The sequence below is a fragment of the Leifsonia sp. L25 genome (assembly GCF_050632895.1).
This window is the reverse complement of the sequence record NZ_JBODRZ010000003.1, coordinates 2,479,006-2,494,592: the sequence shown is the minus strand read 5'-3', so window position 1 is coordinate 2,494,592 and position 15,587 is coordinate 2,479,006. Positions and strand designations below refer to the sequence as shown.

Annotated in this window: 14 protein-coding genes and 1 pseudogene; 6 read left to right on the top strand and 9 right to left on the bottom strand. The window is 70.6% G+C overall.

Annotated elements, in window-relative coordinates:
• The first annotated feature begins 1 nt into the window (after position 1).
• Positions 2 to 505 carry a MarR family winged helix-turn-helix transcriptional regulator gene (locus ACRAWC_RS16515; RefSeq protein WP_431348696.1) on the top strand — a complete coding sequence of 168 codons (504 nt, stop codon included), beginning with the start codon at positions 2 to 4 and terminating at the stop codon, positions 503 to 505.
• Here the strand turns inward: ACRAWC_RS16515 and paaK are convergent.
• The 8 genes and pseudogenes from paaK to ACRAWC_RS16475 all read right to left on the bottom strand — a co-directional run bounded on the left by paaK (position 496) and on the right by ACRAWC_RS16475 (position 11,156).
• Complete coding sequence (gene paaK / locus ACRAWC_RS16510) at positions 496 to 1,809, bottom strand: phenylacetate--CoA ligase PaaK (RefSeq protein WP_431348695.1); 1,314 nt, start codon at positions 1,807 to 1,809, stop codon at positions 496 to 498. The two genes, ACRAWC_RS16515 and paaK, sit on opposite strands and share 10 nt — an antisense overlap.
• 15 nt (positions 1,810 to 1,824) lie before the next feature.
• Positions 1,825 to 2,226: a hydroxyphenylacetyl-CoA thioesterase PaaI gene (gene paaI, locus ACRAWC_RS16505; protein WP_431348694.1), complete on the bottom strand. Its 402-nt coding sequence runs from the start codon at positions 2,224 to 2,226 to the stop codon at positions 1,825 to 1,827.
• A gap of 134 nt (positions 2,227 to 2,360) precedes the next feature.
• Positions 2,361 to 4,490, bottom strand: a complete 2,130-nt coding sequence (locus tag ACRAWC_RS16500; protein WP_431348693.1) for a beta-galactosidase — start codon at positions 4,488 to 4,490, stop codon at positions 2,361 to 2,363.
• A 172-nt stretch (positions 4,491 to 4,662) separates the two neighbouring features.
• A pseudogene (locus ACRAWC_RS16495) lies at positions 4,663 to 5,673 on the bottom strand (family 1 glycosylhydrolase); the annotation flags it as partial.
• Between the two features lie 123 nt (positions 5,674 to 5,796).
• Positions 5,797 to 7,488, bottom strand: a complete 1,692-nt coding sequence (locus tag ACRAWC_RS16490; protein ID WP_431348692.1) for an ABC transporter ATP-binding protein — start codon at positions 7,486 to 7,488, stop codon at positions 5,797 to 5,799.
• On the bottom strand, positions 7,485 to 8,447 hold the full coding sequence (locus ACRAWC_RS16485; protein WP_431348691.1) for an ABC transporter permease: 963 nt from the start codon (positions 8,445 to 8,447) through the stop codon (positions 7,485 to 7,487). Before ACRAWC_RS16485 ends, ACRAWC_RS16490 begins: the two co-directional genes overlap by 4 nt.
• Positions 8,444 to 9,424 carry an ABC transporter permease gene (locus ACRAWC_RS16480; protein ID WP_431348690.1) on the bottom strand — a complete coding sequence of 327 codons (981 nt, stop codon included), beginning with the start codon at positions 9,422 to 9,424 and terminating at the stop codon, positions 8,444 to 8,446. Before ACRAWC_RS16480 ends, ACRAWC_RS16485 begins: the two co-directional genes overlap by 4 nt.
• A gap of 73 nt (positions 9,425 to 9,497) precedes the next feature.
• A complete protein-coding gene (locus ACRAWC_RS16475) occupies positions 9,498 to 11,156 on the bottom strand; it encodes an ABC transporter substrate-binding protein (protein ID WP_431348689.1) in 1,659 nt (552 codons plus the stop codon).
• 129 nt (positions 11,157 to 11,285) lie between these two features.
• Here ACRAWC_RS16475 and ACRAWC_RS16470 point away from each other — a divergent pair, with 129 nt between their 5' ends.
• The 3 genes from ACRAWC_RS16470 (at position 11,286) to ACRAWC_RS16460 (ending at position 14,702) form a co-directional block, all read left to right on the top strand.
• Positions 11,286 to 12,410 (top strand): LacI family DNA-binding transcriptional regulator, encoded by a 1,125-nt coding sequence (locus ACRAWC_RS16470; RefSeq protein ID WP_431348688.1) that lies wholly within the window; start codon positions 11,286 to 11,288, stop codon positions 12,408 to 12,410.
• Positions 12,411 to 12,462: 52 nt separating this feature from the next.
• On the top strand, positions 12,463 to 13,434 hold the full coding sequence (locus tag ACRAWC_RS16465) for an alkaline phosphatase family protein (RefSeq protein WP_431348687.1): 972 nt from the start codon (positions 12,463 to 12,465) through the stop codon (positions 13,432 to 13,434).
• An 80-nt stretch (positions 13,435 to 13,514) separates the two neighbouring features.
• On the top strand, positions 13,515 to 14,702 hold the full coding sequence (locus ACRAWC_RS16460) for an alkaline phosphatase family protein (protein WP_431348686.1): 1,188 nt from the start codon (positions 13,515 to 13,517) through the stop codon (positions 14,700 to 14,702).
• Positions 14,703 to 14,811: 109 nt separating this feature from the next.
• Here the strand turns inward: ACRAWC_RS16460 and ACRAWC_RS16455 are convergent, their stop codons facing one another.
• Entirely contained in the window at positions 14,812 to 15,117 is a 306-nt protein-coding gene (locus tag ACRAWC_RS16455) for a GNAT family N-acetyltransferase (RefSeq protein WP_431349470.1), read from the bottom strand.
• On the opposite strand from ACRAWC_RS16455, the gene ACRAWC_RS16450 reads away from it, so the two are divergent.
• Entirely contained in the window at positions 15,097 to 15,264 is a 168-nt protein-coding gene (locus tag ACRAWC_RS16450) for a hypothetical protein (RefSeq protein WP_431348685.1), read from the top strand. The genes ACRAWC_RS16455 and ACRAWC_RS16450 overlap by 21 nt on opposite strands.
• Positions 15,265 to 15,269: 5 nt before the next feature.
• Complete coding sequence (locus tag ACRAWC_RS16445; protein WP_431348684.1) at positions 15,270 to 15,581, top strand: hypothetical protein; 312 nt, start codon at positions 15,270 to 15,272, stop codon at positions 15,579 to 15,581.
• Positions 15,582 to 15,587 lie beyond the last annotated feature (6 nt).

Sequence of the window (15,587 nt, the reverse complement as noted above, 5' to 3'; positions counted from 1 at the left end):
CATGCCCGAGCAGAACATCCACGGCCCGCGCGACTTCGGCGATCGGCTGACCTACCTCGTCCGGCGCATCGACGGAGCGCTCGCGCACCGCCTCGACCAGCGGCTGCGCGACTACGGGCTCACCCCCGCGCAGCTGTCGGCGCTCGCGCAGCTCGATGTCGAGCACCCCGGCACCCTGACCGGCGCGCAGCTCGCCGACCGCTCCGGCGTGACCGCGCAGTCGATGTCCGCGGCGATCGCACGTCTTCTGGATCGCGGGCTGGTCAGCCGGACGCAGAGCATGGTACACGGCAGGCGGCTCGACGTCTCCCTCACGCCGGCCGGAGCCGAGCTCCTCCGCACCGTCCAGCACGAAACGCTGGACGCCGAGGCCGCAGTCGACTTCGGGTTGGACGACGACGAGCTCGAACAGCTCAAGCAGACACTACGGCGCGTCGCGCGCGCCCTCGGCGTGTTCCTGCCGGCCGAGCACGCGGGAGGGCGACCGGAGCGGCCTCAGCGGTAGTCGTACACCCGCTTGTACTTGCCCTCGCTCCGCGGCAGCTCGCCCGGCTCGGCGAGCGCCACGTCCACGGTCGTACCGATGTGCACCTTGATCTTCTGCCGGAGCACCTGCGTGGCCGCTTCGCAGACCTCGCGGTCGAGCTCGGGATGACGCTCGATCCGCACGGTGAGCGCGTCCATCCGGCCGTCCTTGCGCAGTTCGAGGATGAAGTGCGGCGTCAGCGTCTCGATGCCGAGGACGAGCTCCTCGATCTGGGTCGGGAACAGGTTGACGCCGCGCAGGATGATCATGTCGTCGTCGCGACCGGTGATCTTCTCGATGCGGCGCAGTGCCGGGTAGGCGCTGCCGGGCAGCAGCCGGGTCAGGTCGCGCGTGCGGTAGCGGATGACCGGGAACGCCTCCTTGGTCAGCGACGTGAAGACCAGTTCGCCGGTCGTCCCGTCGGCCACCGACAACCCGGTCTCGTGGTCGATGACCTCGGGCAGGAAGTGGTCCTCCCAGACGTGCGGGCCGTCCTTCGTCACGACCGACTCGCTTGCGACGCCCGGGCCCATCACCTCGCTGAGCCCGTAGATGTCGACCGCGTCGAGGCCGAGGCGGCGCTCGATCTCGGCGCGCAGCTCGTTCGTCCACGGCTCGGCGCCGAGGATCGCGACCTTCAGCGACGTCCCGCGCGGGTCGAGCCCTGCGGCCTCGATCGCATCGGCGATGGTCAGCAGATAGCTGGGCGTGCACATGATCGCGTCCGGCTCGAAGTCGTGGATGAGCTGCACCTGCCGGGCGGTCTGGCCGCCCGACATCGGGATGACGGTCGCGCCGAGCCGCTCGATGCCCGCGTGCGCGCCGAGACCGCCGGTGAACAGCCCGTAGCCGTAGGCGTTGTGGACCTTCCAGCCCGCGGCGACCCCCGCGGCCTGGAGCGAGCGCGCGACCAGGCCGGCCCAGCGGTCGAGGTCGCCCTGCGTGTAGCCGACCACGGTGGGTCTCCCGGTCGTCCCGGACGAGGCGTGGATGCGGCGGACCTCGTCCATCGGCACCGCGAACATCCCGAACGGGTAGGTCGACCGGAGGTCCTCCTTGGTCGTGAACGGCAGACGGACGACGTCCTCCAGCGACCGGATGTCGCCCGGGCCCACACCGGCGGCGTCGAACTTCGCCCGGTAGAGCGGCACGTTCTCGTAGGCGTGCCGCACCGTCCACTGCAGACGCTTCAACTGGAGGTCGCGGAGCTCGTCGCGGGTGATCGCCACAGGGTCGATCTCGCCCAGGTCTGGGGCGGCAGGGGCCGGTGTCGTCGTCGACATGGTGTCCTTACGGTGTCATTCGGTCGTGCCGCCGTGCTCGACGGCCGACCGGTTGGTGGTGAGCGAGCGGCCGCGGAACTCCGCGACGACGTCGCCGGTCTCGTCGGTCACGGTGACGTCGTAGACGCCGGTGCGGCCGACCACCGTGCGGCGCACGGCCCGCGCGGTGAGGGTCTGACCGGCCCGGGTCGACTTCAGGAAGGCGATGTCGGCGCCGGCCGCGACGGTCACCCGCTCGTCCTCGTTGCAGGCGATCGCGAAGGCGGTGTCGGCGAGCGCGAACACCAGGCCCCCGTGCGTGATGGCGAAACCGTTGGTCATGTCCTCGCGAACCGTCATACTGACGATCGCCTCGCCCGGCTCGTCCTTCTCGACCACCATGCCGAGGGCCGCGGAGGCGCGGTCCCGGAGCATCATGGGCCGGAGTGACGCTGAGCTCCTGTGCGCACCACCCACGGAACCTCCTCGTTCCTTACCGATCGTTCAGTAAATAGTGGCATCGAGGGTGCTCCGGCGCAACAGCGGGTCCCGAAGTTCACCCGCGGGACGGATCACGACACGGAAAGCACGCGGTGTCCACGGGCCGGAAGCACGACCGGCTCGGCACTCACTGCGACGCCGTCGAGCACGGGACGCAGCGTCACCGGGTAGGGAGCGACGTTGATCGCGACCACGGCGGCGGCCTCCTCGTTCGCGACAGGGACGGCGACCGCACCGACGCGATCGGCCCCGAGCTCCAGGCGCTGTCGCGCGCCGACCGTCGCCAGCAGCGACCGCCAGAAACCGGCGTGGACGGGATAGTCGGCGCCGAGCACGATTGCGACCCCGCCTCCGGACGTCTCGACGCGCATCGCCGCCGGGAGGCCGCTCCCGGACTCGCGCAGCAGCGTCTCGCCCGCCCCGGCGAGGAGCTGGGCCCGGGTCACGCGGACCTCCCGCTCACCGTACTCGGCGAGCGGGCCGACCGCCCGGACGCTCGGGAAGTACTGCCGGTCGGCGTGCATGCTCTCCACCACGACGCCCGCGCCGGTCACGCCGAGCGCGTCGGCGAGGACGGTGCACGGCGAGCCGTCGACGTCCTCCGCGGGGAGGTCTCCGGCGAGCAGCAGGCGGCCTCCGGTGGCGAGGTGCCGGGCCAGGAACTCCTGCACGCCGCGGCCGAGCTCGCGCCCCGTCGCCAGGACGATGAGCTCGCGGTCCCGCCCGTCCCGGGTGTCGGCGGGCGCGCCGGCGCTCCACGCCGCGTCGCTGCCGGCGGCGGCCTGCAGATCGAGCGCCCGGAAACTCCAGCCGCCGAACACGAGCGCGCGGGCGAGGGTCTGCCGCACACCGAGGCCGCGGTGCCGCTCCCGGTCGCGCACCTGCTCCGCGCGACGAGCGGCCGCGGGATGCCGGTACTCGGTGAGGTAGTGGTCGGCGACGAAGCCCAGCACCAGATCGTCGGTGAGCTGGGTCGCTGTCGCGAACAGCGCGGCGTGCTCCCCCACGGTGCGCGCCGCCTCCACGACGCCGTCGAGCCCCGCGGACGGCTCGCCCTCCGGCCCGAGCGGCGCCGCGAACCCGTGCCGCTCGCCGGTGAAGGAGATGCGGTCGTTGCCGTCGCCCACGGGCTCGTCGAGCAGCGGGTTCATCCCGCCCGCGAACAGGTAGTAATTGATCAGCCGGGTGCCCTGCGCCACGTCCAGCAGCGTCTTCAGCACCGTCGCCTCCGGCGAGACGAGCTGGGCGAGATCCTCGCTGTAGTCGCCGCTGCCGGCGTCGAACTCCAGCGCGGTCAGCGGCTGGTCGGCATCGTTCACGGCGGCGGTGAAGGCGTTCGCGACGTAGAGGTCGGCGGCGTCGGTCACGGTCAGCTCACCGAGGTACATGTCGGTGCCGCCGGCGACACCCGGCCTGCCGCGGTACGCCTGCGCGAGCTGACTGATCCCGATCGGGAACGTCAGTCCGCGGCCGGCATCCGTTCCGTGGACGTTGATCAGCAGCGGCGCGGTGATCCCGGCCTCCCGCGCCCAGTCCTCCAGTCGCTGCAGGTATGCGGCGTAGCGGCTGCGCACGAAACGGCCGAGCTCCTGGTGCAGCGCGAGCTCCCGGTTGGTGCCCGCAGCACCGGTGCGCGGGTCGAGGTCGTCGCCGGACCACTCGCCGAACGCCCGCAGCGCTTCACCGGTCAGCGTGGGGGTGTTCGACACCCAGTCGAGCATCCCGACCTCGTTGTCGAGCTGTACGGCGATCACCGGACCGCCGTGCTCGCGCTGCCGCTCGGCGATCACCGGCAGCGCCTCGGCGAACCAGGCCGCCGACTCCGCCAGGAACGCCGGGGCCAGGTAGTCGAGCGAGTGGGTCGAGCCCGGCTCCCCGTCCCAGCCGAGCTGGCGCAGCTCGGGATGCTCGCGCAGCACCCGGAACGGGATGCCCTCGTTCTTCAGCTCGGCCATCTGGAACGGCCCCGGCCGCGCGATGAACCACAGCCCGAGCTCGGCGCAGAGGTCGATGAAGGCGCCCAGATCGCGCTCCGGCCGCGTCGCCCCGGTGAGGTCGACCGTGCCGTCGGGCAGCTCGTGCCAGATCCACGGGATGTACGACGCGACGGCGTTGAGCCCGGCGTCCCGGGCCGCCCGGAGGCGGTCCGCCCACTCGCGGCGCGGCACCCGGAAGTAGTGCACCTCCCCGGCGAGCACCATCCGGGGCTCGCCGTCGATCAGGATGCGCGATCCGGCCAGGCGGGTCGGGAGTCCGGGCACCGTGCTCACAGCCCGTTCTGCCGCGCGATCGAGCCGAGCCGGCCGAGCGACGGCTTGGGGTGCGCTCGAAGGTCTCCAGATCCACCCCGATGAGCCCGAACGTCGGCCGGTACCCGCTGGCCCATTCGTAGTTGTCCAGGGCGCTCCAGTGCAGGTAGCCGCGCACGTCCACCCCCTCGGCGATGGTCTCGTGGATGGCGCGCAGCGACGCCTCGGTGTAGTCGATGCGGCGGCGGTCATCGGACGTCGCGATGCCGTTCTCGGTGACCATGATCGGGGTGTGCCCGCTCTTCTCCCACGCCGAGCGGATGCCGTCGGCGGCCGCGTGCGGGAAGTATTCCCATCCGGTCAGCGTCGTCTCGGCGTCCTCCGCGACGGGACGCGGCCCCTCCGGCCCGATGAAGGTGCGGGTGTACGCCTGCACGCCCACGAAGTCGTCACCGGCGGACTCCTCCAGGTACCAGTCGTCGCGCGGGTAGCCGTACTCGTGCAGCATCTCGGCCGAGCCCGGCTCGTCCGTGGGGATGAAGTCCTGTGTGGCGATCGTCCAGCCGCTCTGCAGGCCGGTCACGGACGACAGCACTTCGCGCGAGCGCCGGTGGGAGGCGAGCAGCGCGTCGGCGACGTGGAGGTCGGGGTTCGGGAGGCCGTAGGCGACGAGGTTCTCCGCCTTCTCCCCACCGGCCAGCATCGCGGCGATGTTCGGCTCGTTGATCGTGCATACGTAGCGCACGCCGTCCTGGAGGATCGGCAGGACGGTCTCCGTGTAGCGCGCGAACAGGTCCGGGGCCTCCGGGTTGCGCCAGAAGCCGGCCGCGTCCATCCAGCGCGGCACGGTGAAGTGCATCAGCGTGACGACCGGCTCCAGGCCGAGGTCGAGGCACGCGTCGATCATCCGCCGGTAGTGGTCGAGGTTCGCGCGCGAGACGAAACCGCGCTCCGGCTCGATGCGCGCCCACTCCACCGAGAAGCGGTAGCTGTTCAGGCCGGCGTCGGCGAGCAGCCGGAGGTCCTCCGGGTACCGGTTGTAGTGGTCGGCGGCGTCGCCGCTCGGCTCCACGATCGGCGTGCCGGGCGCGTGCTCCATGACCCACCAGTTGCTGTTGACGTTGTTGCCCTCCACTTGGTGCGCGGCGGTCGCGGCGCCCCAGAGGAAGCCGTCGGGAAAGGTGAGCACAGAGTTCTCCTTGGTGTTGGTGGGTCGGGAGCGGTGTCGTCGGTCGGGAGTCGGGTCGGGAACGGCAGGTCAGCCCCGCGACGGCGTGGGCACCGCGTCGAGGAGCCGCACCGTGTAGTCGTCCTGCGGGCGCTGCAGCACCTCGGCGGTGTCCCCGCGCTCGACCACCACGCCCTTGTCGAGCACCATGATCCGGTCGGTGACGAGCCGCGCGCTGAGCAGGTCGTGGGTGATGTAGAGCATGCTCACCCCGCGGGTGCGGCGCAGCTCCTCCAGCAGCGCGAGCACGCCGGCGCGCAGCGACATGTCGAGCATCGAGACCGGCTCGTCGGCGATGATCACCTGCGGGTCGCTGGCGAGCGCCCGGGCGATGACCACACGCTGGCGCTGGCCGCCGGAGAGCTGGTGGGGCAGCCGGGTGGCGTACTTCTCGACCGGCGTGAGCCCGACCGTCTCGAGGAGCTCGAGCACGCGCATCCGGGCGGCGTTGCCACGCAGGCCGGTGAAGTTCTCGACCGGCCGGGTCAGGATGTACTCCACGGTGTGCAGCGGGTTGAGCGCCGCGTACGGGTCCTGGAACACCATCTGCACCTCCGAGTGGAGCTGCTTCAGTGCGCGCCGGCCGCGGAGGGTGTCGATGCGGACGTCGCCGAACGCGATCGTGCCCGAGGTCGGCCGCTCCACGCCGGTGATCATCTTGGCGATGGTCGACTTGCCGCTGCCGCTTGCGCCCACGAGCGCCATCGACATCCCGGGCTCCAGAGTGAAGGACACGTTGTCGACGGCGCGCGTGGCGCTGCCGCGCCGCCCCTTCGGGTAGATCTTCACGAGGTCGGAGACCACGATCGGCTCGCGGGCTCCGATGCGCTGGCGCGCGGCGTTGCCCGTGGTCCGCGCGCCCGAGACCGCGGCGGTGACCGGCGCCGGCCGGGCAGCGCCCTCCTGCCGCCGCTCCAGCCCGGGCACGGTCACCTCGGCGGCGCGCGGGTCGCCGTAGTGGCTCAGCAGCATCTGCGTGTACGGGTGCTCCGGCGCGTTCAGGATGCGGGCGCTCGGGGCGTCCTCCACGATCACGCCGTCGTGCATGACCAGCACACGCTGCGTCGCCTCCAGCACGACACCGAGGTCGTGGCTGATCAGGATCGCGGTGAAGTTCTCCGACGCTTGGAGCTGGCGGATCGTGTTCATCACGGCGTGCTGCACGAGCACGTCGAGAGCGGTGGTCGGCTCGTCGAACACCATCAGCCGCGGCTCGAGCGCGAGGGCCAGCGCGATGGAGACGCGCTGGCGCATCCCGCCGGAGAGCTCGCCGGGATAGCGGGAGAGCGTGGACTCCGGAAGCTCCACCTTCGCGATCAGCTCCTCCGCGCGGGCGGCCCGCTCCCGCGGCGGCACGTGGCCGTGCGCGGCGAAGATATCCAGGAAGTGGTTGCGGATGGTGCGCACCGGGTTGAGCGCGTTCATGCCCGACTGCAGCACCATGGCGAAGCCGCCCCGGCGCTGGGTGCGCACCTCCTCGATGGAGAGCGCGGCGATGTCGGTGCCGTCGAACAGGATGCGGCCGCCCGCGATCCGCGCCGGCGGCTTGGACAGCCGGGTCAGCGCGTAGCCGAGCGTGGACTTGCCCGACCCGGACTCGCCGACCAGGCCGACGAACTCGCCCTGGTCGAGCTCGAAGTCGACGTGCTTGACCGCCTCGAACGAGCGGCCCTTGTCCTCGTCGTAGACGACGGACAGATCTTCGACCTTCAGCAGACTCATCGTGCTGCCTTCCTCTCGCGCAGACGCGGGTTGCTGAGCCCGTCGACCCCGAAGTTGATGAACGTCATGGAGACGGCGAACAGCGCGATCATGAAACCGGGCGCGAAGAGCTGCACCCACTGGCCGGTGAGCAGCACGTTGCTGTTCTGCGCCCAGAAGAGCATGGTTCCCCAGCTCACCGTGTTCGGGTCGCCGAGGCCCAGGAACTCCAGGCCGGCCTCCGCCAGGATGGCCGCCGTCGCCGCGCCGAAGAAGCTCGCCACGATCAGCGACGTCATGTTGGGCAGGATCTCCCGGAACACGATCCGGCTCGGGCTCTCGCCGCTGAACTTCGCCGCGGTGACGAAGTCGCGCGAGCGGAGGGTCTGCGTCTGCGAGCGCAGCACACGGGCGCCCCACGCCCAGCCCGTCACCACGACGACGAACACGATCACGGCGATACCGCCGTTATGCAGGTACGCGGCGATCACGATCATGAGCGGCAGCGACGGGATCACCAGGAACAGGTTGACGACGAAGCCGACCCCCTCACCCCAGAACGCCCGGACGTAACCCCAGCTCAGCCCGACCAGGATCGCGACGATGGTGCTCAGCAGGCCGGCGACCAGCGCGACCGAGACGGACACCCTGGCGCCCCAGATGAGCTGCGACAGCACGTCCTGGCCGACGCCGGTGGTGCCGAGCAGGTGCGCGGCGCTGCCGTCCTGATTGTGCGGGAACGACGTGTCGTGCGGGTCGTAGGGCGCGATCAGCGGCGCGAAGATCGCCATCAGGATGAAGAGCAGCAGCAGGACGACGCCGAAGCGGGCCTTCGGCTCGGACCAGATGGTGCCGACGGCGCGCCCGAGGACGCGGAACGGGTTCCAGCGTTTCTGCTCGCTCGCTGCGGCGGCTGCGACCTCCGACGCGCGGACGGACGTCGTGGTCGGTGGCTGTGTGAGCTGTTCTTCGTGGGTCATCGTCTTGTCCTCGGGTCGAGCACGCCGTACAGGATGTCCACGAGGAAGTTCGCGATCAGGACGCTCACCGTGATGATGAGGAACAGCGCCTGCATCAGCGGGTAGTCCTGGTTGGTCACCGCGTGGAAGAGGAGGAGGCCGACGCCCGGGTACGCGAAGACGGTCTCCACCAGGAGGGAGCCGCCGACCACGCCGCCCAGCACCATGCCGAACGAGGTGAACTGCGGCAGCAGGGCGTTGCGGGCGGCGTAGCGCAGCGCGACGGTGCGCGTGCGCAAGCCGTTGGCCTCCGCGAAGGTCACGTAGTCCTCGCCGAGCGTGTTGACCATCGTGTTGCGCATCCCGATGATCCAGCCGCCGAACGCGGTCAGCAGGATCGTCAGGCCCGGCAGGATGCCGTGGTACAGCGCGTCGGTGAAGAAGTCCCAGCTCCAGTTCGGGGTCGCCGTCTGCGAGTACGCGCCGCTGGTGGGGAACCACCCGGCCACGTAGCCGAGGAAGAACAGCAGCAGCAGAGCGATCCAGAAGTACGGGAACGCCGAGAGGAACTGCCCGCCGACGGTCGGGACGGTGTCCAGGGCCGTGCCGCGCTTCCACGCCGCCAGCACGCCGAGCAGCGTCCCCAGCACGAACGCCAGAATCGTGACGGTGCCGACCAGGACGAGCGTCCACGGCAGCGCCGCGCCGATCAGGCTGGAGACGGACTGCGGGAAGTAGCTGAACGACGGCCCGAAGTCGAAGTGGACGATCTGGTTCAGGTACGTCACGTACTGGTCCCAGAGGCTGCCGGTCGGCACGCCCAGCTGGGCTTCGATCGACGCGCGCATCGCGGGCGAGACCGGGCCGTTCTGGCTGAGCTTGGCGATCGCCGCGTCCGCCGGCGAGCCGGGCATCAGTCGCGGCAGGATGAAGTTGACCGTGACGGCGGCCCACAAGGTGAGGACGAAGAGTCCCAGCTTTCCGAGCAGATAGCGCACGACGACCTCCTTTCCGTTTTCGGGGAGGCGGGATCGGGGCCGGTCGCGGACGACGCCCGCGACCGGCCTGCGATCACTTCGCCTTCGTGAGGTGGGTGAGGATCAGCAGCGAGTTCTCCGTCCAGGTGGCCGGAGTCGCGTACGGGTCGCTCGCGCTCGGCCAGCCGGTGAAGCTCTTGTCGCTGAACAGGCCCCAGAGGCCGCCGTAGAACATGCTGATCACGGGGACCTTGTTGTACATGACCTCCTGGAGCTGGTCGATGTACTTCTTCTGGTCGCTCGTGGAGGTGGCCGACCGGAGCTGCTGGAGAAGGTTGTCCACCTGCGGGTCGCTGAACCGCTCGAAGTTGCCGGAGGCGGAGGTGCCGACCGGCTTGACGAACTCACTGCTCATCAGCGTGTTGAAGTCCTGGTACACGCTGCCGGCGCCGCCGAACGCGCCCATCAGGAGCTGGAAGTCGCCGTTGTTCTGCGCCTGCGTGTAGGCGGCCGGCTGCGGCTGGTCGATCGTGACCTGGATCCCGATCGCCTGGAGCTGCGACTGGACGGCCTGCACACCGCGCAGCCAGTCCGTGTAGCCGTTCGGCGTGGTGATCGTGAGAGCGAGCTGCTGCCCGGAGGCATTGACGAGCTTGCCGCCCTGCTGGGTGTACCCGGCCTTGGCGAACGAGGCCAGCGCCTTCTGGGTGTCCTGCGTGATCATGCCCTGATCGGGGAGCGACGAGTTGAGCCACTGCTGCGCGTTCGGCAGGAGCAGGCCGTTCTGGCCCGCGGCCTTCACGTAGCCTTCCTCGGCGTCCTGCGCGATCTTGTTGCGGTCCAGGGAGTAGCTGAGGCCCATCCGGAAGTCCACGTTGTTGAACGGGGCCTTGGTCAGGTTCGGGATCAGCGAGATGGTGCCGCCGGGCGGGAACCAGTACTTGTTGTGCTGCTTGTTCGCGCCGACCCAGGTCTTGTCCACGTTGTCGATGAACGAGTAGGCCCAGTCGTAGCCGTTCTTGACGAGCTGGAGGCCGGTGTTGGAGGCCGGGAGCACCAGCTTCTCCGCCGCGACCTTGTCCGCCTGCCAGTACTTGGTGTTCTTCACCATCGTGTACTGGTTCGGCGCGAAGGTGCCGACGACGTACGGGCCGGAGGCGACCGGTTTCTCATTGGTCCAGGTCACCGGGTCCTTGACGGTCTTCCAGACGTGCTCCGGGACGATGATCTGCTGGTCGATGATGCTCGCGGCGGGGACGTTCGGCGCCTTGAGGTGGAACGTCACGGTGTCGCCCGACGAGCTGATCGTGTCGATGTTCTGCCACTGGCCGAGCAGGTCGAGCGCCGAGGTCTTCTTGATGAGGTCGAACGTGTAGACGACGTCCGCCGGGGTGAGCGGCGTGCCGTCCGACCAGTTCACGCCCTTGCGGATCGTGAACTGGATCGTCTTCGGGTCGACGACCTTGTCGCCCGTCGCGAGGAACGGCGTGGCCTTGCCGTCGATGGAGTTCACCACCTGGAGGGGCTCGTACATGTAGTGCGCGCCGGTGCGCGCGTTCGGGGAGAACGGGTTGAAGTTGCGGACGAACGTCGGGTTGCCGCCGTCTGCCCCGAAGAGGAGGGAGCCGCTGGCGGCCCCCGAGTTGCCGCTCGACCCGGAGGTCTGGAGGCTGCAAGCGCTCATCGCGAGCAGTGAGGCTGCTGCGGCGACGGCGACGAGTGAACGCCGGAGGCGCGTTCTGGACTTGTTCATCGCGGTGTGGTCCCTTCAGTCGACAATGACTTGGTGCTCCGCCACTGTAAGCGCATACGAAAAGTCTTTCAACCCCACCCGAAATAAGTCTCCCCGTGCCAGAATGAGATTCTGACAACGGATTCACAGATGACTTCGGGGGAAAACGTGGCGAGAAAACCGACGGTGTACGATGTTGCCGCGCACGCGGGAGTGTCCATCGCGACGGTCTCCCGCGTCCTCACGCGACCCTCCGATGTACGCGCATCCACCCAGGAGCGGGTCCTCGCCGCGGTCCGCGAGCTCCGCTACGTGCCGAGCGGCAGCGCCCGCGGTCTCGCGGCCCGCCGCACCGGCGTGCTCGGCCTGTTCCTGCCCGGCGTCGACGCGGTCGAAGACCTGAGCGACCCGGAGCTCGGCGACACCGCCACGGTGGAGGTCCGGCGCGACCCCGCCCGGCCCGACCACGGCATCACCGCCAACCTGTATTTCGAGGAGGTGCTGCGCGGCTGCGAACTCGAGGCGTGGCGGCAGGGCTTCTCGCTGATGATCTGCGTCGGGCGCGGCCGCTCCCCGGAGAGCGTCGAGCTCACCCTGAACGATCTCGCAGGCAAGGTCGACGGCCTCGCCGTCATCGCCCAGAGCGCTCCGCACGACGTCTTGAAGCGCATCGGGGAGACCATTCCGGTGGTGTACCTCGCCGGCCAGCGCCGCGGCGACCACTTCGACCATCTCACGGTGCGCAACCGGGAAGGCATGCGCGCCCTCACCGAGCACCTCATCGACGACCACGGCATCCGCGACCCCGTGTACCTGACCGGCCCGTTCGACTCTCCCGACGACGCCGAGCGCTACGCCGGCTTCGCGGACGCGCTGGAGGGCCGCGGCATCAACCCGACGGCGCTCCCGGTGCTGCACGGCGAGTTCTCCCGCGAGCGCGCCCGCGCGGTGGCGGAGGACCTGATCGCACGCGGCCGCCTCCCCCGCGCCCTGGTCTGCGCCAACGACCAGATGGCCCTCGGCGTCCTGGACGCGCTGCGCCCGGCCGGCGTGCGGGTTCCGGAGGACGTCATCGTCACCGGCTTCGACGGCATCGACGAGGGCGACCGCTCGGCTCCGCGGCTGACGACGGTTATGCAGCCGATGCTGGAGCTCGGGCGTGCCGCAGTCCGCGCCATGGTCGCCCGGGTCACCGACCCCGACCTGGAGCCGGTGAGCACGGAGCTGCCGGTGACGGTGCTGCTGCGGGAGAGCTGCGAGGGACCGCTGGGCTGAGCCGCCCCGATCCGGTGGGCTCGCGCGCGGGCTCGCGGCGTACGGTGCTGCCATGACCGGGAGGGCGCTGGCGGCCGGATGCGCGGCGGCGCTGCTGCTCGCCCTCGCCGGCTGCGCACCCGGCGGCCCGCCGATCGGGGGGCCGGGCCTGGTGCCGAGCCGCGCGCCGACGTCTCCCGCCGCCGTGCCGTCGTCGCCCACACCCTCCCGGGCATCCCCGACTTCCCCGTCCAGCGCGATCCAGCACATCGTCGTGATCGTGGACGAGAACAAGCCGGCCCACTCCGTCATCGGCGACCCGCAGGCCCCCTACCTGACCTCCCTCGCCCGTGCGGGAGCGCTGGCCACCGCGTACTCGGCGTTGACGCACCCCAGCCTCCCGAACTATCTGGCGCTGACGAGCGGCACGACGGACGGGATCACCTCGGACTGCAACCCGCCGGGCGGCTCCTGCCTGATCACCGGCCCGAACCTCGCCCAGGCGCTCGACCGCGCCGGCCGTTCGTGGCGGATGTACGCCGAGAGCATGCCCACTCCCTGCACGACCGCGAACACCCCTCTTTACGCGGTCAAGCACAACCCGTTCCTGTACTTCCCCAGCGTGACCTCGTCGGCCGCGTACTGCGCCGCGCACGACGTCCCGTACTCCGACCTCGCGGGCGATCTCGCGTCGGCGTCGACCCTCCCGGCGTTCTCCTTCATCAGCCCGAACCTCTGCAACGACATGCACAACTGCTCGGTCGCGACCGGCGACGCCTGGCTGAAGGCGAACGTCTCGGCGATCCTGACGTCGCCGGCGTTCACGACGCAGCGGTCACTGCTGGTGGTGACCTTCGACGAAGGGGACTCGGGCGACAACGTGGTGGCGTGCGTGTTCGCGGGGCCCGCGGCACGGGCGCACACCGTCGTCGCTACGCCGTTCACGCATTATTCGCTGCTGCGCACGATCGAGGAGGCGTGGGGGCTGGCGCCGCTGACCGGGGCGGATGCGGGGGCGGTGGTGATGACGGGGATGGTGGGGTGAGGGGACGCTTTCGACGGCGGCCCTCACAGAATCCACGCCCCCTCTGGCGCGTCGCCCCCGCACGTGCTTGCGTAGTCCGCATGGCAGCGGTGAAGCGCGTGATCGTCTTTATCCAGGAGAACAAGACAACCGACTTCTACTTCCCCTCCCTCGCGGAGTGGGGCGCCGAGGTCGCCGACCACGGGAGTCTGCGCACCAGCGCGCCCGACTTCGACCAGCCTCACGACCGGAACGCGTGGGTGCACTATGCGATGGGCGACTACCCGGCCGAGCCCATGCAGCTCGACAACGACCAGGTCATCCCCTATTACAGCTGGCTCGCCAAGAACTTCGTGTTCAGCGACCACCATTTCGGCTCGGGCTCCAACTCCACGCCCGGCCACATGCTGGCGGTGGGCGGCCAGATGCCGACGCTCAAGAACCCGCCGTTCGTGGGCGCCCACCCGGTCTGGGACATCCCCTCGATCTTCAGCGTCGCGCAGAAGGCCGGCGTGAGCTGGGGCGCATTCCCCGACCAGGGCGGCTACCCGGTCAAGTTCTACACGACGACGTCCACCGCGCCGGGGACGAGCGAGGTGCACCCGCCGTCCCAGTTCATCCCGATGGCGAAGGGCGGGACGCTGCCGGACGTCTGCTACGTCTGGTCGCCTGCCGGCTACGACGAGCATCCGCCCGCGACGCCCGCGCCCGACTACGTGACCAAGGGGCAGGGGCTCGTCTGGCAGCGCGTGCAGGCGGTGATCGACGGCGGCGGCTGGGACGAGACGGTCTTCATCCTGACCTGGGACGACTGGGGAGGCTACGCCGACTCGGTGCCGACGCCGGCGATCGAGACGGTGCCGGACGCGATACACCCGGACGGGTTCCAGGTCATCGGCGGCTCGCGCATCCCGCTGCTCATGTTCGGCGGCGCGGTCCCCCAAGCGATCGACCCGGAGTGGCACTCGCACGCGTCCATCCCGAAGACCATCTGCGACCTGCTCGGGCTCGGCACGTTCGGGGTGCCGCGCGTGGACGACGCACCGTCGCTCGCGCACCTGGTGCAGCCGGGGCTCGGGAGGCCGGTGCCGCCCGCGCCAGGGAGCGCGATCACGCAGCCGACGCCGCCCAGCCCGCGGCCGGCACCGGTCGCGCCCAAGCCGTGGCCGGGACCGCTCGGGCAGCCGCTTCCCGCGTTGGTCACCCTCGACGGAAGCACCGTCCCGGCCCCCATCGACGGCAGAGTGAACCCGAAACCCCCGAAGCCCCCCGTCGCGCCGCCGGCGTAGCGCGTCGCGCCGCCTGCGTAGCGCGCCGAGCGCGCCGAGCGCGCCGAGGATTCCGCACGAATCGCGGGAATGGCGGCCGGTTTCCCGACATTCGGGCCGAATGTGGGCGCTACGCGGCCGCCGAGCTGCGGCAGACGAGGACGTTCATCCGCGCGCGGCGGGTGAACCCCAGCCGCTCGTACACCGCGACCGCCCGCTGGTTCCCGGTCTCGACGTGCAGGAACGGCCGCTCGCCGCGGTCGAGGATGCCGCGCATGACCGCGAGCATGACCTGGACGGCGAAGCCACGGCCGCGCCACTGCGGGTCGGAGCAGACCGCGCTGACCTCGCACCAGCCGTCCGGGCGCATCCGCTGGCCCGCCATCGCGGCGAGACGGTCGCCGACGCGGACGCCGTGGTAGCCGCCGAAGTCGATCGTGCGCGGGAGGAAGGGGCCCGGCCGGGTGCGCTCGACAAGGTCGACCGCGTCGTCGACGTCGGCCTCCCCAACCGGACGAGGCGCGCGTCGTCCCCGAGCGCGGGCGCCGTCGGGAGGTCCGCACCTTCGAACACGTACTGGTAGCAGTCGTGGCCGCCGACGGCCTCCCAGCCTGCCGGCGCCGCGTCGGCGAACACGCCCAGCGTCGCGCCCGGCCCGACGAGATCGGCGAGCCGGGCCCAGTCGGCGTCGCTGCCGTGGTCGGCGACGGACGCGAACGGCGACATGTCCGGCAGGTAGCGGCGGGCCCGGTCGTCCCCGACGGCGAGGGCGGCGTGCGGGCCGGTGAGGGCGTTCCAGGCGGGGTCGTCGAGCACGTGCATCCCCTCAGCCTCGCACACGCCGGCTCGCGGAGGCGTACTGTCTGGGTCAGCGTCGCGCCGCCCGAGCACGACGCGTGAGAGGGA